Genomic DNA, 16,744 nt, shown 5'->3' with positions numbered 1-16,744 from the left:
AGCGCCCCAGGCCGGCGGATCAGGCCCGGGTGACTCAGACCTCTGGGCGACTCAGGCCCCTGAGCGGCTCAGGCCTGGGCGACGAAGACGTGCTGGGCGATGTCCTTGCCCAGTTCCGCCGCGTTGTCCCCGCTGCCGACCAGCACGCCGCCGACACCGGTGCTGACCTTGACCGTGGAGCCCGGCCGGATGCCGGCCCGCCGCAGGGTGCTCATCAGCTCGCTGTCGGTCTGGATCGGCTCGCCGATCCGTCGGACCACCACGCTGGCCCCGGCGTCGCCCGGCTTGACGGAGTCCAGCGGGACGAGCGCGGCGTCGAAGCCCTCGCCCTCGGCCTTGGTGTCGCCCAGTTCGTCCAGGCCCGGGATCGGGTTGCCGTACGGGGACTGGGTCGGGTGGCCGAGCATGGCGAGCACCTTGCGCTCGACCGTCTCGCTCATCACGTGCTCCCAGCGGCAGGCCTCCTCGTGCACCTGCTCCCACTCCAGCCCGATCACGTCGACGAGCAGGCACTCGGCGATGCGGTGCTTGCGCATGACGCGCACCGCGAGCTGGCGGCCGTTCTCGGTGAGTTCGAGGTGGCGGTCCCCCGCGACCTGGAGCAGCCCGTCGCGCTCCATCCGGCCGACCGTCTGGCTGACCGTCGGGCCGCTCTGTTCCAGGCGCTCGGCGATGCGGGCACGCATCGGCACGATGCCTTCTTCCTCCAGCTCCAGGATGGTGCGAAGGTACATCTCGGTGGTGTCGATCAGCCCAGACATCGCAGCTGGCTCCGTTCTTCGGTGTCCTCACCGCCAATTCTGACGTACCGCGCCGACAACCGGGTCCGGGTGGGGTCCGCGGTGCGGCATTTCCCCCCTGTTCCCTCCCGTGACCAGCGATGCCCTCCTGTTGACAGCGGTGCCGCCGGGGCGCGACCGTGCTCGCCGTAGCTTTCTCCATCGGCGGTCCGGGCCACCCCGGCCGCCCCACCCGGCCGGCTCCCCCACCGGCAGAGAGCGAAGGCAACAGATGAACGACCTGGTCGGCAGGTACTTCGACGCCGCGATCGCCCACCTGGAGCGGGTCCGCGAGGAGGAGGCCGACACCATCGAGGCGGCCGCCGCGCTGCTCGCGGAGGCGATCACCGAGGGCCGCCGGGTGTTCACCTTCGGTGCCGGCCACTCCTCGCTGCCGGCCCAGGACGTGGTCTACCGGGCCGGCGGGCTGGTGCCGATGAACCTGCTGAACGTCCCCGGGATGGCCGGGGTGACGATGATGCCCGCGCCGCTGTCCAGCGCGCTGGAGCGGGTGTCCGGGCTGGCCACCGCCACCCTGGACCTCACCCCGGCCACCAGTGGGGACGTGCTGTTCCTGATCTCGCTGTCCGGCCGCCAGGTCATGCCGGTCGAGCTGGCCCGGTACGCCCGGGACCGCGGCCTGAAGGTGATCGGGGTGACCTCGCTGGCGTACCCGGGCGAGGTGCCCTCCGGGCACCCGTCCGGCACCTACCTGAAGGACCACTGCGACGTGGTGCTGGACAGCAAGATCGCGGTCGGCGACGGCGAGCTGACCCACCCGGCCGCCGAGACCACCTTCGGCCCGGTCTCCACCATCGTGACCAGCGCGCTGATGCAGGCCGTGGTCGCCTCCGCGGTCGGCCGGCTGGCCGACCGGGCCGCCGCCGGGGACGCCCCCGCCCCGCCGCTGTTCCGCTCCGGCAACGTCCCGGGCGGCACCGAGTGGAACGCCAAGCAGATGGCCGACAACGCGGACCGCATCCTCTACACCTACTGACACACCTGCCGACACACCTGCCGACATACGTACCGACCCGTCCGCCGCGGCCCGCACCCGGGGCACCGTGACACCCGACCGCACGCTGGGTGCCGAACCGAACACGGGGCGTATCGGACAAAGCACCGGGGCTTCCCGGCCATTGCGGGCGGCCCCGGGCCCCGCCAGGCGTACCGGGAAGCCGCCCGGGGCAGAAGAGGTGCGACCTGAGCGACGGGTGGGGGCCGAACATGGCGTCTGGTGCGGGGCGGACCGACTGGGTCCGCGAGCGGGAGCTGCTGCCCGAGTTCTTCTGGGCCGCCGACGCGGCCTCGCTGCGGGGGCAGCACCGCTCGGTGCTGCTCTCCGCCTGGCAGCTGGTCCTGCTGGTGGTCGCCGCCGCGACCGGCTCGGCCGACGGCGAGTTCTGGGCGTGGCCGGCGGCCGTGGCGTACCTGGGCGCGGTCGCCCTGGCGGTGGTGATCAGCCGGCAGAACCCGCAGGGCCTCTGGTACGAAGGCCGGGCCGCCGCCGAGTCGGTCAAGACGCTCGCCTGGAAGTTCGCCGTCCGGGCGGACGCCTACCAGCCGCCGCCGCGCACCCTGCCGGACGCCGAGGGCCTGTACCGCTTCCAGCTCGGCCGGGTGCTGGGCGCCTTCCGGAGCGGCCCGGTGGCCGTGCCGGAGGGCGGGGTCGAGGTCACCGCGGCGATGCGCGACCTGCGCGAGCAGCCGCTGGCGGTGCGCCGCGAGGTGTACCTGAACGAGCGGATCCGGGTGCAGCACGACTGGTACCGGTCCAAGGCCCGCTACTGCGCCAGGGCCGGCCACTGGGCCGGCGTGCTGGGCGTGCTGCTGCCGGCGCTGGGCCTGGTGCTGGCGGTGCTGCGGGCGCTCGGCGCCTTCACCTACGACGCGCTGGGCACGGTCTCGGCGGTGGCCGCCTCGATCGCCGCCTGGGCGCAGCTGCGCCAGTACCGTCCGCTGGCCGCCGCGTACGGGCTGGCGGCCGAGGAGTTGGAGCTGATCCGGCGCCAACTGGCCGAACTGGACCTCGAGTCGGTGGACGCCGAGGAGATCTGGGCCCGGCTGGCCCGGGACGCCGAGGACGCGGTGTCCCGCGAGCACACCACCTGGCAGGCCCGCCGGGAGGTGCGCACCACCACCGACCGGGAGCACTGAGGAGGAACGCGTGGCGTTACGGATGGTCAAAACGGCGGACGGCCGCGCCCTCGCCGTCGAGTCCCTCGGCGACCCGCGCGGCCGTCCGGTGTTCCTGCTGCACGGCATGCCCGGCAGCAGGGTCGGCCCGCACCCGCGCAGCACCGTGCTGTACCGGCTGGGGGTGCGGCTGATCTCCTACGACCGGCCCGGCTACGGCGACTCGACCCGGCTGTTCGGCCGCCGGGTGTCCGCCGCGGCGGCGGACGTGCGGACCATCGCGGACGATCTCGGGCTGGACGCCTTCGCGGTGCTCGGCCGCTCCGGCGGCGGCCCGCACGCGCTGGCCTGCGCGGCGCTGCTGCCGGAGCGGGTCAGCCGGGTGGCGGTGCTGGTGGGCCTGGCACCGCGCAACGCGACCGGCCTGGACTGGTACGCCGGGATGACGCCGTCCAACGTGCGCGCCTACCGGGAGGCGGAGCGCGGGCACGGCCGGATCGCCGACGCGATGGAGTTCCGCTCCCGGCAGATCAAGGACGATCCGGTCCGGCTGCTGAACGGGCTGCGCACCGAACTCTCCGCCGCCGACCGGGAGGTGGTCGCGGACAGCGGGCTGCGGCGGATGCTGCAGAGCAACTACCGGGAGGCGTTCCGGCACGGCGCGGACGGCTGGATCGACGACGTGCTGGCCTTCACCGCGGACTGGGGCTTCGCGGTGGAGTCGATCCGGGTGCCGACCTGGCTGTGGCACGGCGCGGACGACCAGTTCTCTCCCGTCGACCACTCCCGCTGGCTGGCCGACAACATCCCGGACGCCGAGCTGTTCCTGGAGCCCGGCGCCGCGCACTTCGGGGCGTTCCGGGTGATGACCACGGCTCTGGCCTGGGCAGCGGGTTAGGGCCTGTCTCTTGGATCCCTGCCGGGTCAGGCCTTCACCGGGGTCAGGGGCTGCGAACCTCCCAGCACCGCCAGGATGTTGTCCACCGCGAGGCCGCCCATCGCCTGCCGGGTGCGGACGGTGGCGCTGCCCAGGTGCGGGGCCAGCACGGCGCGCTCCTGGGCGAGCAGCGCGGACGGGACGGCGGGCTCGTGCTCGAAGTTGTCCACGGCGGCGGCGAACAGCGCGCCGGACTCCAGCGCGGCGGCCAGCGCCTCCTCGTCCACCACCCCCGCGGTCATGCTGACCACCACCGCCCCGCGCGGCAGCAGGGCGAGCCGGCGGGCGTCCAGCAGGTGCCGGGTCTCGGCGGAGAAGGGGCAGGTGACGACCAGCACGGTGGAGGTGGCGAGCAGGTCCTCCAGGGGCTTCCAGTCGGCGCCCTCGGCCTGCTCGGGCGGCAGTTCGCGGCGGTTGTGGTAGCTGACCGGCATGTCGAAGGCGTGGGCCCGGCGGGCCACCGCCCGCCCGATCCGGCCCATGCCGAGCACGCCGAGCGGGGTGCCGGCCAGCTCCAGGCCGAGCAGGAAGTTGGGCGCCCAGGTCCACGGCGTGCCGGAGCGCAGCAGGCGTTCGCCCTCGCCGAGCCGGCGGGTGGCGGCCAGCAGCAGCGCCCAGGCCATCTCGGCGGTGGCGGTGGTGAGCACGCCGGGGGTGTTGGTGACCAGCACGCCGCGTTCGGCGCAGGCGGCCAGGTCGATGTTGTGGTAGCCGACGGCGTGGTTGGCGACGATCTCCAGCTGCGGACCGGCGGCGTCCAGGAACTCGGCGTCCACCCGGTTGTTCAGGGTGGTGAGCACGGCCCGGCGGCCGCGCACGGCCGCGAGCAGCTCGGCCCGTTCCATCTCCTCGCCGGCGTCGTGGCAGGTGACGGCGTGGTGGGCGGTGAGCCGTTCGATGACGCCGGGCGCGAGGCGCCGGGTGACCAGGACCGGGGGCGGGGTAGCGTCCATGGCTCGGCAGCGTACCCCGCCCCCGTCCCGGTCACACCGGCTGCGGCTCCAGGTCGCGGTTGATCCGCTTCCAGCCGCGCGCGGAGACCGTGTTGGGGTGCTCCTCGCCGAACTGCCGGATCAGCTCGGCGATCGCCCGGGCGCGCAGCTCGGCGGCCTGGGTGTGCCGGCCGGCCGAGCGCAGGGTGATCGCCAGGTTGGCCTCGCAGGCCACCGCGTCCGGATGCTGCGGGCTGTAGCGGTCGCACAGGCCCGCGTACGCGGCCCGGCCGAGCTGTTCGGCGAGTTCGGTCTGCCCGTTGTCGCCGTACGCGTTGGCCAGGTTGATCATCGCGTTGAGGGTGTACGGGTGGTCCGGTCCGGCCGAGCGGGTCAGGCCTTCGACGGTGAGGCGGCCGCGTTCGATGGCGCCCTGGATGTCGCCGCTGCCGCGCAGGTAGATGCCGAGGTTGTTGGCGCAGGCCAGGGTGAACGGGTGTTCGTCGCCGAAGAGCCGCCGGTGGCCCTCGAAGACGGTGGAGCAGAGGTCGCGGGCGGCCTCCTTGTCGCCGGAGGCGCTGTGGTCGGCGGCCAGGTTGAGCGCGCAGGCGAGCGCGTCGGGGGCGTCGGCGCCGTAGCGTTCCAGGTAGCGCTCGTAGGTCTCCTTGGTGATCCGGCGGGCCTCGGCGAGCTGGCCGATGCGGCGCAGCGAGACGGCCAGGGACTTGGCGTTGCGCAGGTTCTCGGGCAGGTCGGGGTCGAGGACGTCGCCGAGGTCGGAGGTGACCTCCTGGAGCAGGTCCACCGAGCCGCGGTAGTCGCCGAGTTCGCGCAGGTCGCGGGCGAGGTTGGACTTGGTGGACAGGGTGTAGGGGTGCTTGGGGCCGAGGACGGCGGTGCGCCGGTCGAGGGTCTCCTGGTCGAGTTCGCGGGCGGCCTCGCTGTCGCCGACGAGCCGGTAGTCGATGGCCAGGTTGTTGGCCATGGAGAGCGTGCGCGGGTTGTCGTCGCCGAACAACTCGCGGAACTGCTCCAGGATTTCGCGGTCGAGGTCGAGGGCGGCCTGGAACCGGCCGAGCGCCCTGCGGTCGGCGCCGAGCGAGCCGGCCGTCATCAGGGTGTAGGGGTGGTGCTCGCCGAGCAGCACCTGCTGGCGCTCCAGGGTGGCCTCGTCGAGGGCCAGGGCGTCGGCGTAGTTGCCTTGGGAGCGCAGCACGTTGGCGAGTTGGAAGCGCAGCAGCAGGGTCTGCCGGTCGTCCTCGCCGAGCTTGCTGGTCCACTCCGCGTCGAGGGCGTGGCCGAGGTCGCGGGCGCGGTCGAGTTCGCCACGCTTCCACAGGTAGCGGACGCGGTCGATGAGCAGCTGGCGGGTGTCGGCCTCGTCGCAGTTGTGCGCCTTGGAGGGCGACAGGTGCGGCCAGATCTCGTCGAAGGCGGGCCAGTTGGCCGGGTCGTCGGTGTCGCCGAGGACGGGCCGGGCGCCGGTGAGGATGCGGTGCACCTCGTGGACGGCGGTCTCCTGCTCCTCGTCGGTCATGCCGGCCCGGATCACCGCCTGGACGAGGCGGTGCACCTGGAAGCTGTTGCTGCCGGCATCGACCTTGGCGAGCGCGTAGCGGCCGATCGCCTGGATCACCTTGCCCAGCATGAACTTGTCGCTGAGGTCGGCGTCGAACCGCACCAGCGCCCGGATCATCTGGTCGCTGTAGAAGAGGTTCATCGAGATCGGCTCGGGCGCGAAGAAGGCGCACAGCTGGAGCAGCCGCACCGCCGCCGGGGACTGCTGGCGCAGCCGTCCGATGGAGACGTTCCAGGTCGCGGCGACGGGGGTGGGGTAGTCGGCGGGGCGGCCGACGGCCAGGGCGCGGGCGGCCTCGGCGTGCAGCTGGGTGACGTAGGTGTCGACCGGGGTGCCGGTGGTGTCCAGCCAGGCGGCGGCCACCTCGACGGCGAGCGGCAGGTCGCCGACCGCCTCGGCGACGCGGTCGGCGTCCGGCCGGGAGAGGCTGCGGGCGCGCCGGCACAGGTGCTCGACGCTCTCGCCTCGGGTGAAGACGTCGACCTCCAGCGCCTCGGCGTGCCCGGTCCAGGCCTGGTTGCGGGAGGTGACCAGGATGTGGCCGGAGCCGCCGGGGAAGAAACGGCGGATCTCGGCGGGCTCGTCGGCGTTGTCGAAGATCAGCAGCCAGCGCGAGGTGGGCACGCCGCGGCGCAGCGCCTCCCGGGCGGCCTCGGCGGCCTCGGTGACGGAGTCGCCGACGCGCAGGCCGAGGCGGCGGGCGAGTTCGGCGAGCGCCGGGGCGACGAGTTCGGTCTGCTCGGCGTCGATCCACCAGACCAGGTCGTAGTCGGACATGAAGCGGTGGGCGTACTCCAGCGCCACCTGGGTCTTGCCGACGCCGCCGAGCCCGTACAGGGTCTGCGGGGTGGGCAGGACGGCCGCCATGCCGCCGCGCAGCTGGTTGCGCAGCTGCTCCAGGACGGCGGAGCGGCCGGTGAAGGAGGGGTTGCGCGGCGGGACGTCCCACACCGAGGGCTTGCTGCCGGGGAAGCGCGGGCCGTCGGCGGGCTCGTCGCCGAGCGCGACGTCGCTGCGGCCGAGGGCGCGCAGCAGGCTCTGGACGGACTGCCCCTCGTCGCGGCCGACCAGGTCGACCGGGTTGCGGTTGCTGAACGGCGCGGTGAGGCGGACGTCGCCGACCCGGACGGGCAGCAGCTGGCGGCGGGTGCCGGAGGGGTCGGAGCTGACCACCGACTCCCACAGCGCCCGGGCCTGCGGGGAGCGCTGGTAGGCGGGCGAGAGCACGGCGACGGTGCGGTAGGCGGAGTCGATGCCGCGCTCGGTCTCCTCGCGCGGGTCGGTGCCGGCGCTGAGGTCGCGCGGCAGCACCCGGAAGCCGGCCCGGGTGAGCACCGACTCGATCCAGTCCGCCCACATCCGGTCCTCGGGGACGTAGGACAGGTAGAGGTCGGCGGGGACGGACGGGCGGCGGCGGGTGAAGGCGTCCACGTAGCGCAGCCGCAGCTCCTCGTCGATCGGCGGGAGTCCGGTGGCGCGGCCCTCGGTGATGACGGCGGTGAGCCGCTCGCAGGCGGCCAGCATCGAGGTGGGGGTGCCGGTCTGGTCGCCGAAGGTGGCGAGGATCTCCTCGTAGGCGTAGAACGGCCGGTACGGGATCTCCACGGCTCCCCAGTACTGGGCGAGTTCCTCGCCGCCCAGGCCGGAGGGCAGGCCGTCGAAGCGGACCCGGGCGAGCGCGCGGCCGGCGTCGGCCTTCTCCTTCTCGCCCTCGTCGATGCGCATCGGGACGGGCAGGATGCGGATGCCGCGCTCGCGGTAGCGGTCGTGGATGTGCTGGGCGATCCGGGAGGCACCGTCGATGGACTGGTCGCTGAGGGTGAAGCAGACCACCAGGTCGTCGGGCATCTGGACGGTGCAGATCTCGGCGATGTCGGACAGGCCGGTGCGGGAGTCGATCAGCACGTAGTCGTAGCGCCTGGCCATGTCGGCCTTGAGGGCGTCGAAGAACTGCCCGCCGTCGAAGCGGTCGTAGAAGATGTCCCAGTCGAGGTGGGTGACGGCCTCGGAGTAGTCGCGGTTGAACTGGCCCGCGGAGAGGAAGTCCAGGCTGCCGCCGGGCTTGAAGTGCGGCCAGGAGAGCGAGAGCGCGTGCGGGTGCACCCGGGCGAAGTCCAGGTGCCAGCCCTCGGCGTGCTCGACCGGGCGCAGCGCCTCCTCGCGGTACTCGGCGATGAGGTCCATCATGCCGGTGGTGCCGGCGAGGGAGGCCGGGTCGAGGAACGGGTGGAAGAACTTGGCGAGGCCCGGCGCCTCCAGGTCCCAGTCGACGGTGAGGACGCGGAAGCCGTTGGCGGCGAGGATCCAGGCGGTGTTGGCGAGGGCCATGGTGCGGCCGGTGCCGCCCTTGTAGGAGTAGAAGGTGATGATCCGGCCGTGGCGGTCCTGTTCCGCGGCCTGCCGCTCGGCCTCGCGCTGGGCGGCGAGTTCGGCGGCGGTGAGGCCGCCGAGGCGGAGGTTCCTGGTGCGGTTGTCGCTCATCGGTTTCCTCGTCCTCCGGAGGGCGCCATCCCGTCATCGGGGTCATCGCCGTCGTCACGGTCGTCGCGGTCGGGGTCGTGGTCGTGGCCGAAGGGGTCCGGTCCGTAGGGCTCGACCCGGTGCCCGCCCTGATCTCCGTTCGTCCCGCCGGGCCCGCTCGGTCCGTTCGGCCCGGGCCCGCCCGGTCGGCGGAAGGCGTCCCGCAGGCTCGGGCGGGGCGCCGGCGGTTCCTCCGGTTCGGCTCTGGTGCGGCCCTCGAAGGCGTACTTGGCCTTCATCGCCGCCCGGGGCAGGGCGTCGTCGAAGTCCTCCAGGGTGTTCAGCCCGGTCGAGCGGATCGGGCCGGTCGCGCCGAGGAAACTGGGGCGGCTGGCCCGCCGGGTGATGCGCAGCGTCTGGTCGCTCAGCTCGACGAGTTCGCCGTCGTCGGTGTCGCAGTCGGGGTCGTCGGTGTTCCACGGCTCCAGGACGCTCACCCAGGTGGCGTCGCAGCGGTCGAAGCGGCGGACCAGTTCGCGGCGGCGCGGGTCGCGCAGCGCCCACCGGTCGAGCAGCAGCAGTCCGGGGGCCTCGGCGTTGCCCTCGATGATGGACTCGGCCTCGTCGTCGAACTCGTGCACGGTCGGCTGGAACCCCAACTGCCGTGCCAGGCGCACCGCGTGCTGCGCGATCGGCGACCCGGCCGGACGGTAGGGGTGCCAGTCGGTGCGCCGGGCGCCGTAGAAGTCCGGGTTGCGGTCCGACGGCACCTCGCCCTGGTGGTAGGAGAGTACGGAGATCCGCAGTTGCTTGGTCGGGGCGGTGACGTTGAACGCGCTGGGGAGGGTGCTGAAATCCAGCCGCCGCCCGACCGGGATCACCGTCTCCTCCGCCACCTGCACGATCCGCGCCGCGAGCCGGTGCACGGCCAGTTCGTAGGCGGAGCGGAAGTAGCTGAGCTTCATCAGCGCGTACAGGCCCTCGGTGGCGTAGTCGGGCCCGAAACTCGCGTGGTTGAACTGGAGTTCACTGGCCACCCGGGGCAGCCGGTAGCGGCTCATCGGCGCCCACAGCACCGGGACGATGCCGCTGGTGCGCTCCGCGTCGATGGTCGCCGGGTAGACCGGGCGCCGGGTGAAGGCGTGCCACTCCTGCCCGCACGGAACGCTGTTGAAGTACCTGGGTGAGTACAGCGGCACGAACACCCGGCAGGTCGACAACTCCTCGGACAGCCGTTCGGCCCACAACTCGCCCTGGTGCATGGACTCGTCCATGAACCCGACCGGCACCCCGGCCGGCACGGTGGTCAGTTGCAGCACGGCCTCGCAGAGGTCCCGGTACAGCTGCCGCACCCAGTGGTTCGGATCGCCGGCCCCCCGCGCGCCGGCCTTCGGAGTGTGCGCGTAGGAGAGGAAGAAGTACGGCCGGGCGTCGTCCTCGTCCCAGCCACGGTCGTTCACACGCGCCTCCCCCGGGCCCGTCGGCAACCTGGTTCCCGCAGCCCCCGTGCGGCGGGGCTTCAGTGTAGGAACGACTGACGCCGCAATGGAATAGCACAGCGGTCCGCACGAATTGACATGACCGAAACGAGGCCGCTGCCCTCCTTCCGTAGCAGTACCCTCGTTCCGGCCACCGCGAACGATCAGGAGGGCACCCATGGACCACCTCACCTGGCAGAGGTCCAGCTTCAGCGGCGACGGGTCCGATGCCGATGTCATCGAAATCGCCTCCGAGGGCGACTTCGTCTACATCCGCGAGTCCCACAACCCCGACCTCGTCGTCACCACCACCCGCGCCAAGCTCAACGCCTGGATCCTGGGTGCCAAGGACGGCGAGTTCGACCACTTCGTCGGGCTCTGACCGCCCTTGGCGGGCCCTGACCGCGCCCGGCGGGCGGGCTCCGTGCGTACGGAGCCCGCCCGGGGCGCCTCCCGGGGAGTGGCGTCTTCAGACCCGCCCGGCGCCCTGCCGCACTCCCCGGCGCACCCGCCTACGCGCCGGCCTCGACGAGCCACGGGTCGACGGGCACCCGGCAGGAGTTGAGGATGCCGGCGACCATCCGGTAGGTGCCGACCAGGGCCAGCAGCTCCAGCACCTGCGGCTCGCGGTGGCGGGCGACCAGCGCCTGCCAGGTCCGCGTCGACAGCGCGTTCCCGTCGTGCAGTTCGTCGACGGCCCGCAGCAGGGTGCGGTCGTCCTCGGCCCAGTCGGGGTGGTCCGGCCCGGCCGGGACGCGGGCGATCTCGGGCCCGGTCAGCCCGACGAGGGCGCCGAGCCGGGTGTGATGCCGCCACTCGTACGGCGAGCCGGAGCGGTGAGCGGTGCGCAGAATCGCCAACTCCCGTACGCGGGGCGGGAGCAGACCCTGGTTGAGCTGGGCGAGGTGGGGCGCCAGGTGGGCCAGCAGGTCCGGGTGGTGGCCGATGGTGGCGAGGACGTTGGGCACCGGGAAGCCCTCCAGCGGCCCGGCGTCGCCGCCGCCGAACAGCTGCCGGACGGTGCTCTCCAGGCCGCCGGCCAGGGCGAGGACGTCGCCGGCGACCTCGGCGGCGGGGCGCGGCGCCAGGCGGGGCGCCCCGTACTCGTCGAGGAGGACCATCAGGTCCAGTTCCCCGGGGGTGCCGTCGCCGTTGAGCTCGCGGTAGACGGCGCCGAGGTTGAGGACCAGCCGTTCGGCGTCGGCCAGGTCGGCGAGGCCGTCGAGGTCCAGCTCCCGGGCGGCCTCCAGCACGGGCTGGCCCGCCCGGTGAGCACGCATGGCGTGGTCGCGCACCCGCTCCAGGTAGGCGCGGAAGCGGCGCACCTCGGGCCTGCCGACGACCGGGCCGTGCCCGGGCACGATCGTCTCGACGTCGAGGCCGAGGATGAGGTCGCAGGCGGCGATCCAGCGGCCGATCGGGCCGCTGTGGATCACCGGGTGGCCGCCGACGAACAGCAGGTCCCCGGTGAACAGCACGCCGGCGTCCGGGACGTGGACGAGGACGTCGCCGTGGGTGTGGGCGGGGCCGGCCTCGATCAGCCGGACGGCACGGTGGCCGACGGTGAGCTCCAGTTCGCCGCTGAAGGTGCGGGTGGGCAGGGTCGGGGCGATGCCGACGAAGTCGAAGGCCTTCCGCATCCGCTGGACGACGCGCGGGAGCGGGAGGTCGCCCGGCGCGGCGAGCAGCTCGTGCAGGTGGTCCTCGCGCATGTCGGCCGCGGCGGCCTCGGAGGCCACGACCTCGGCCTGCGGGAGCAGTTGGTTGCCCCACCAGTGGTCGCCGTCGCTGTGGCTGTTGACCAGGGTGCCGATGGTGACGTCGGGCAGGGCCTCCTCGACGGCGGCGAGCAGATCCCGGGTCTGGGGGACGGTGAACAGGGTGTCGACGAGCAGCGCCTCGTCGCCGGAGACGATCAGCCCTGCGTTGCTGAGCCCCCAGGAACCGTCCGGTTGCAGGTAGGCGTAGGTGTCCTGGGCGATCTCGTGCAGGCCGAGGGAGTAGGGAACGGTCACGCTTGACCTCCGCGAAGGTGTACTTGAGTACGTATAGCTAGGTGTACTCCAGTCCCATTCGGTATTCAAGTACACTTGGTGCGTGACAGCGACGAATCGACGCGAGCAGCGCCGCACCGCGACTCGGGAGCGCCTGCTGGCCGCCGCCCTGGAACTGTTCGCCAGTCAGGGGTACGCGGCCACGACGTACGACCACATCGCCGAACGGGCGGACGTGGGGCGGCAGACGGCCTTCAACCACTTCGGCCGCAAGGAGGACTTCGTCGTCGCCTGGGTCCACCGGCGGCATGAGGTGCTGGACTCCCAGGGCGAGACGGGCGCGTCCGCCGTCGACACGCTGGCCGACGCGCTGCGCGCCCTCGCGGACCTCAACGAGCAGGAGTACGCGCTCGCCAAGGAGTTGCACGACAGCGGAGTGCTCCACTCCGCGTTCGGACTCGGCGCCACCACACCCCCGGCGCTCCTGAGCGCCGCCACCGGAGGATGGGAGCGGGGCGAGATCCGCCCGGAATTCACCCCCGAGACCATCGCCGACCTGGTCTTCGACGCCTACGTCACCACCCTGAGCCGCTGGCTGAGCGCCGGCGGAGAGCACTCCCTCACCGAAGCGCTGCTCACCAGGCTGGACATCCTCGCCGGCGGCTTCACGGCAGGCTGAGTCACATACGGGCGCGGGCCCGTTCGCCGAACGAGCCCGCGTGCCGGTGAGGATCAACCCCGGTGGCGCCTGAACTCGCGAAGGAGCGCGAGGAGGTTGATCAGCGTGCTGGTCGGAGCATTGCCGATGGAGACGAGGAGCTGGCCGTCCAGGACGGTCTCCCCGGGCTTCGCGGAGGGCCAGAGGAGCCCGAACTCGCGGCCTTCGGTCCGGAGTTCCACGATCAGCTCAGCGATCTGCTGCTTGGTGAGATGCCGGAGCGCGGGATCGGCCGGGTGGATCGGGTGAAGGGCGTTCACGCCGCGCCGTCCAGCTCGAACCAGACCCGCTTGCCCAGCTTCTGCGGCTCCGCACCCCAGCGGTGGGTGAGGCCCTCCACCAGCTGCAACCCCCGCCCCGATTCGGCGAGTTCGGTGGGCTTTCGGGGTTCGGGGAGCGTGGAGGATCGGTCGGCGACGGTGACCCGGAGGGTGCCGTTCGCGACGGCGGCGAAGACCGCAGGGGAGGTGGTCAGACCATGACGCCAGGCATTCACGATCAGTTCCACGAGCGCGAGTTCGGCGTCCGCGATGGCCGAGTCGGAGTACCCGGCGCACTCCATGACGTGGCGCAACGCCTCGCGGGAAACAGTGAGGGAGGGGGAGTTGAGGTGGGGGTCACACATGGGGATTCTCCCAGCGGTGCAAAGAGGTTGATGGATCGACTGTAGGGTCAACCACCACAATCCTGCAACACTCTCCGCATCTAGATCTACACTGTCCGTAGGTGACCACCCAGTCGGCCGAACCTCCACGCGAGAAGAGCACACACATGGGATTCAGGACCGCGATCAGCGAGCGGCAGCGGCGACTTGGCGATGAACTGCGGCGCCTCCGCAACAGTGCGGGCATGTCTCTGCCGGAGCTCGGCGAGCTGATCGGCATGAAGGGGCCAGCCGTCAGCCACACCGAGTCGGGCAGGCTTGGTATCAATCCTGAGCGGTTGACTCTCTGGCTTGACGCCTGCCATGCCAACGACCCCGAATACCGGGAGGGTCTACTCGCCATCAGTCAGAGCAACGGCAAGGGGTGGTGGACCGAATACCGGCACCATGTTCCGACTTCAGCACTTGATCTCGCCGAGTTGGAACACAGCGCTACCCGCCTGGACACGTACGAGACACTGCTGATCCCGGGCCTGCTCCAGACCAAGGCCTACAGCGAGATCATCCTCGACTACTCGGAGAAGACCGTCGGATTCCGGCAAGAGCGGCAACGAATCCTGAGCACCGAGAACAAGACGCCGTTCCACGCCGTGATCCACGAGGCGGCGCTACGAACGATGTACGGCGGACCAACCATCATGCGCGACCAGTTGAACCACCTGATCGAGGTCAGCAGACTGCCTCACATCACCATCCAGATCCTGCCGTTCGACTGCACTGTGTTCGCCTCAGCCGACACCCCGTTCATGCTGCTTCATGGCCAGCACTCCAAACTGGACACGGTCCTGATGGAACAGCCCCAGGGCTCACCGTTCCTTGGCGAGCCCGAAGCACTAGCCTCGTTTCGACGACAGTTCGAACGACTCAAGGGCATGGCACTCCCGCCCATGCCGGACAGTGCATCCGAACCGTCGCCCACACATCGCGACTCATGGGGCTTGCTCCAGCACATTCGTTACGCAGTACAAGGAAGGTAAGCATGGAACAGCTCAACTGGCAGAAGTCGAGCTTCAGTGGAGAGCAGACCAACTGCGTCGAAATCGCTGCCGACGGTGAGCTGGTCTACATCCGCGAGTCCGACGACCCTGCCCACATCGTCACCACCACCCGCACCAAGCTCCACGCCTGGATCTCCGGCGCCAAGGCCGGCGAGTTCGACCACTTCACCGCCTAGCCTCATCCCCCTCCCCCAAGGACGGCGACCATGCACCAGCTCAACTGGCAGAAGTCCAGCTTCAGCAGCGACCAGGCCAACTGCGTCGAAATCGCTTCTGCGGGTGAGTTGGTGTACATCCGCGAGTCCGACGACCCCACCACCATCGTCACCACCACCCGCGCCAAGCTCCACGCCTGGATCTCCGGTGCCAAGGCCGGCGAGTTCGACCACTTCACCGCCTGACCGAGTCATCCTCGCGCGCCCCCGGCGGTCGGCCGGGGGCGCGCGACACGTCATGCGCGAACTCGCCAGCCCCACCCCCCTCTCCCAGACAGGTGCCCCCCAACACCTGTCGCGCGCGGTTGGCGGTCCGACCATCACCCCACGTCAGATTAGTCAGTAGGTGCCCCTCGGTCGACGGCCCATCCGCCCGGCCCCGAAATCACTCGCGGCACGCCAGAACAACACGCCCCACGCCGTGCCGAAAGTTTGTACGGAAATGACCGAGAACACGTCCGGCCGAATCCCGTTCGATTGACCCTCGCAAAGGCCATCTGAATACTGATCGAGCACGACGCAACCGATACTCGTTGCGAAGCGGACTCCGATTCGACATTTCATCCGACTGAGGAGAATCCATGATCTCGAAAGCGAAGAAGGTCGTGCGCTCGATGGCCATGGCCTTCGCCGCAGCGGCCACGCTCACCGTGGCCGTGCCGTCCGGCAGCGCCTTCGCCATCGACCACGTCCCGTGTGACGGGAGCCGCAACGACTTCCTGAAGATCTGGTCGCACCTCGACGGCCGTGACAGCGTCGACTGCTACGCGAACGCGGGGACGATCGGCTTCGGCGGGTGGTGGGTCGACCGGATCTCCACGGGGAACAACGACCTGGTCTACTCCGACGCCAACGGCGACTCGGTGCGGATCAACCGCTGGACCGACATCACGTTCCCGAACCGCCCGCCGAGGGTCAACTCCATCCGAATCCTCTGACGAATCGGCGGAGCGGACCCCGAACGGAAATTCGCCCGGTCGCATCACCGAAATTCCCCGCACCACCTCGATCGCCGTCGAATTTTCCGTGACGTGAATTCGCTCCACCCCGGCTCACCGGCGCCGGCCACGCCCTCCAGGGTGTGGCCGGCACCGGCATGTGGTGTCACGGCCGCCCACCGAGCCCCAACTTCCGCACCCCGAACGGGGAGAAGACCATGTGCGCGGCCCAACCGTGGTGGATCAGCGCGATCTGCGAGGGCACCGGCATCACCGGGTGCAACTCCCTGCCCCGCGACCAGTTCGCGAGCAGGCCCTCCGTGGTGTCGACCGCCGAAACCACCATCGTCACCCGGATGTCCCCGTCGCCCCAGGTGTTCCACAGGGCCCATCCTTCGGGCCTGGCCTCGACCCCGAGGCGCGAGCACGCCTCCTCGTAGCCCTCCCCCATGCCCTCCGGCATGGCCCCGGGCCGCAGGATCGCCGCCCCGGCCAGCTTCACCTCGGGCCGATCCGCCTCCTCGCTGAGGCAGCCGTCCCCCGGGAAGTGGTAGTGCCGGATCTCCCGGGCCAGCGCGTTCACCGCCCGCTGCAAGCGCGTCGCGTCTTCCGCCTCGGGCTCGTACGACAGCCACCCCTCCGCCGACGCGGCGCCCGTCACAGCACGGGCAAGCCGCTCGATCTCCCTCAAGTACTCCAGCTCCGAAAGCTCAGGTCGCGTCACGCCGCCCAGTCTCACAGCGCTCCCCACCTGGGTCATCCCGGTTTCCAGCCCGGGCACCCCGAGCAGCCCCACTGCCGCAGCACTCTCCGGCCGCTGCCACCAACACCAACCGCCGGCCCGCGCTCCTGGCCCTTGTGCACAGGAAGTCGGCCGATCCGACTTCCTGTGCACAAAGCCCTGGAGCAACGTCGC

At 71.3% G+C, this 16,744-nt stretch carries 17 protein-coding genes; 9 read left to right on the top strand and 8 right to left on the bottom strand.

Translation table 11 applies throughout. The annotated features are described in order from the left end of the window. Window positions 1-68 precede the first annotated feature (68 nt). Window positions 69-761: a metal-dependent transcriptional regulator gene (locus tag J0670_RS10085; protein ID WP_207811128.1), complete on the bottom strand. Its 693-nt coding sequence runs from the start codon at window positions 759-761 to the stop codon at window positions 69-71. Window positions 762-1,011: 250 nt separating this feature from the next. On the opposite strand from J0670_RS10085, the gene J0670_RS10080 reads away from it, so the two are divergent. The 3 genes from J0670_RS10080 to J0670_RS10070 all read left to right on the top strand — a co-directional run bounded on the left by J0670_RS10080 (window position 1,012) and on the right by J0670_RS10070 (window position 3,813). Then, entirely contained in the window at window positions 1,012-1,776 is a 765-nt protein-coding gene (locus J0670_RS10080) for an SIS domain-containing protein (protein ID WP_207811127.1), read from the top strand. 230 nt (window positions 1,777-2,006) lie between these two features. Next, window positions 2,007-2,936: a DUF4231 domain-containing protein gene (locus tag J0670_RS10075; protein WP_207811126.1), complete on the top strand. Its 930-nt coding sequence runs from the start codon at window positions 2,007-2,009 to the stop codon at window positions 2,934-2,936. A 22-nt stretch (window positions 2,937-2,958) separates the two neighbouring features. After that, the gene (locus tag J0670_RS10070) at window positions 2,959-3,813 is read left to right on the top strand and encodes an alpha/beta fold hydrolase (protein WP_207811129.1); all 855 of its coding nucleotides are present in this window, start codon (window positions 2,959-2,961) and stop codon (window positions 3,811-3,813) included. Window positions 3,814-3,839: 26 nt separating this feature from the next. Here J0670_RS10070 and J0670_RS10065 read toward each other — a convergent pair whose 3' ends face one another. The 3 genes from J0670_RS10065 to J0670_RS10055 are packed head-to-tail and all read right to left on the bottom strand — an operon-like array spanning window position 3,840 to window position 10,283. Next, window positions 3,840-4,805 (bottom strand): D-glycerate dehydrogenase, encoded by a 966-nt coding sequence (locus J0670_RS10065; RefSeq protein WP_207811125.1) that lies wholly within the window; start codon window positions 4,803-4,805, stop codon window positions 3,840-3,842. Window positions 4,806-4,836: 31 nt separating this feature from the next. Further along, on the bottom strand, window positions 4,837-8,844 hold the full coding sequence (gene fxsT / locus J0670_RS10060; protein ID WP_207811124.1) for an FxSxx-COOH system tetratricopeptide repeat protein: 4,008 nt from the start codon (window positions 8,842-8,844) through the stop codon (window positions 4,837-4,839). Then, window positions 8,841-10,283: a TIR-like protein FxsC gene (locus J0670_RS10055; protein WP_207811123.1), complete on the bottom strand. Its 1,443-nt coding sequence runs from the start codon at window positions 10,281-10,283 to the stop codon at window positions 8,841-8,843. Before J0670_RS10055 ends, fxsT begins: the two co-directional genes overlap by 4 nt. Before the next feature lie 196 nt (window positions 10,284-10,479). On the opposite strand from J0670_RS10055, the gene J0670_RS10050 reads away from it, so the two are divergent. Beyond that, window positions 10,480-10,683 (top strand): DUF397 domain-containing protein, encoded by a 204-nt coding sequence (locus J0670_RS10050; protein ID WP_207811122.1) that lies wholly within the window; start codon window positions 10,480-10,482, stop codon window positions 10,681-10,683. A gap of 130 nt (window positions 10,684-10,813) precedes the next feature. On the opposite strand, the gene J0670_RS10045 is transcribed toward J0670_RS10050, so the two are convergent. Beyond that, the gene (locus J0670_RS10045; RefSeq protein ID WP_207811121.1) at window positions 10,814-12,316 is read right to left on the bottom strand and encodes an MBL fold metallo-hydrolase; all 1,503 of its coding nucleotides are present in this window, start codon (window positions 12,314-12,316) and stop codon (window positions 10,814-10,816) included. Window positions 12,317-12,398: 82 nt separating this feature from the next. On the opposite strand from J0670_RS10045, the gene J0670_RS10040 reads away from it, so the two are divergent. Further along, window positions 12,399-12,974, top strand: a complete 576-nt coding sequence (locus tag J0670_RS10040) for a TetR/AcrR family transcriptional regulator (protein WP_207811120.1) — start codon at window positions 12,399-12,401, stop codon at window positions 12,972-12,974. Between the two features lie 53 nt (window positions 12,975-13,027). Here the strand turns inward: J0670_RS10040 and J0670_RS10035 are convergent, their stop codons facing one another. After that, a complete protein-coding gene (locus J0670_RS10035; RefSeq protein ID WP_207811119.1) occupies window positions 13,028-13,273 on the bottom strand; it encodes a hypothetical protein in 246 nt (81 codons plus the stop codon). After that, a complete protein-coding gene (locus tag J0670_RS10030; RefSeq protein WP_207811118.1) occupies window positions 13,270-13,638 on the bottom strand; it encodes an ATP-binding protein in 369 nt (122 codons plus the stop codon). Before J0670_RS10030 ends, J0670_RS10035 begins: the two co-directional genes overlap by 4 nt. A 101-nt stretch (window positions 13,639-13,739) precedes the next feature. Here J0670_RS10030 and J0670_RS10025 point away from each other — a divergent pair, with 101 nt between their 5' ends. The 4 genes from J0670_RS10025 to J0670_RS10010 all read left to right on the top strand — a co-directional run bounded on the left by J0670_RS10025 (window position 13,740) and on the right by J0670_RS10010 (window position 15,828). After that, window positions 13,740-14,654, top strand: coding sequence for a helix-turn-helix transcriptional regulator (locus J0670_RS10025; protein WP_207811117.1), 915 nt, complete (start codon window positions 13,740-13,742; stop codon window positions 14,652-14,654). Between the two features lie 2 nt (window positions 14,655-14,656). Next, on the top strand, window positions 14,657-14,851 hold the full coding sequence (locus tag J0670_RS10020) for a DUF397 domain-containing protein (protein ID WP_207811116.1): 195 nt from the start codon (window positions 14,657-14,659) through the stop codon (window positions 14,849-14,851). A gap of 30 nt (window positions 14,852-14,881) precedes the next feature. Then, window positions 14,882-15,076 (top strand): DUF397 domain-containing protein, encoded by a 195-nt coding sequence (locus J0670_RS10015; RefSeq protein ID WP_207811115.1) that lies wholly within the window; start codon window positions 14,882-14,884, stop codon window positions 15,074-15,076. 395 nt (window positions 15,077-15,471) lie between these two features. Continuing rightward, window positions 15,472-15,828, top strand: coding sequence for a beta/gamma crystallin domain-containing protein (locus tag J0670_RS10010; RefSeq protein WP_207811114.1), 357 nt, complete (start codon window positions 15,472-15,474; stop codon window positions 15,826-15,828). Between the two features lie 166 nt (window positions 15,829-15,994). On the opposite strand, the gene J0670_RS10005 is transcribed toward J0670_RS10010, so the two are convergent. Next, window positions 15,995-16,552, bottom strand: a complete 558-nt coding sequence (locus J0670_RS10005) for a hypothetical protein (RefSeq protein ID WP_207811113.1) — start codon at window positions 16,550-16,552, stop codon at window positions 15,995-15,997. Window positions 16,553-16,744: the final 192 nt, after the last annotated feature.

Origin of the sequence: Streptomyces sp. FH025 (assembly GCF_017427025.1) — a bacterium.
Lineage (GTDB): Bacteria > Actinomycetota > Actinomycetes > Streptomycetales > Streptomycetaceae > Kitasatospora.
Note: the sequence above shows the minus strand (reverse complement) of the source record. Positions and strands in the feature narration are given on the sequence as shown.

Bases quoted from the DNA above. Each gene is read 5' to 3' on its own strand.
- J0670_RS10020 (WP_207811116.1), top strand. From the start codon at position 14,657: ATGGAACAGCTCAACTGGCAGAAGTCGAGCTTCAGTGGAGAGCAGACC.
- J0670_RS10010 (WP_207811114.1), top strand. From the start codon at position 15,472: ATGATCTCGAAAGCGAAGAAGGTCGTGCGCTCGATGGCCATGGCCTTC.
- fxsT (WP_207811124.1), bottom strand. From the start codon at position 8,844: ATGAGCGACAACCGCACCAGGAACCTCCGCCTCGGCGGCCTCACCGCC.
- J0670_RS10080 (WP_207811127.1), top strand. From the start codon at position 1,012: ATGAACGACCTGGTCGGCAGGTACTTCGACGCCGCGATCGCCCACCTG.
- J0670_RS10085 (WP_207811128.1), bottom strand. From the start codon at position 761: ATGTCTGGGCTGATCGACACCACCGAGATGTACCTTCGCACCATCCTG.
- J0670_RS10075 (WP_207811126.1), top strand. From the start codon at position 2,007: ATGGCGTCTGGTGCGGGGCGGACCGACTGGGTCCGCGAGCGGGAGCTG.
- J0670_RS10050 (WP_207811122.1), top strand. From the start codon at position 10,480: ATGGACCACCTCACCTGGCAGAGGTCCAGCTTCAGCGGCGACGGGTCC.
- J0670_RS10015 (WP_207811115.1), top strand. From the start codon at position 14,882: ATGCACCAGCTCAACTGGCAGAAGTCCAGCTTCAGCAGCGACCAGGCC.
- J0670_RS10070 (WP_207811129.1), top strand. From the start codon at position 2,959: ATGGTCAAAACGGCGGACGGCCGCGCCCTCGCCGTCGAGTCCCTCGGC.
- J0670_RS10065 (WP_207811125.1), bottom strand. From the start codon at position 4,805: ATGGACGCTACCCCGCCCCCGGTCCTGGTCACCCGGCGCCTCGCGCCC.
- J0670_RS10030 (WP_207811118.1), bottom strand. From the start codon at position 13,638: ATGTGTGACCCCCACCTCAACTCCCCCTCCCTCACTGTTTCCCGCGAG.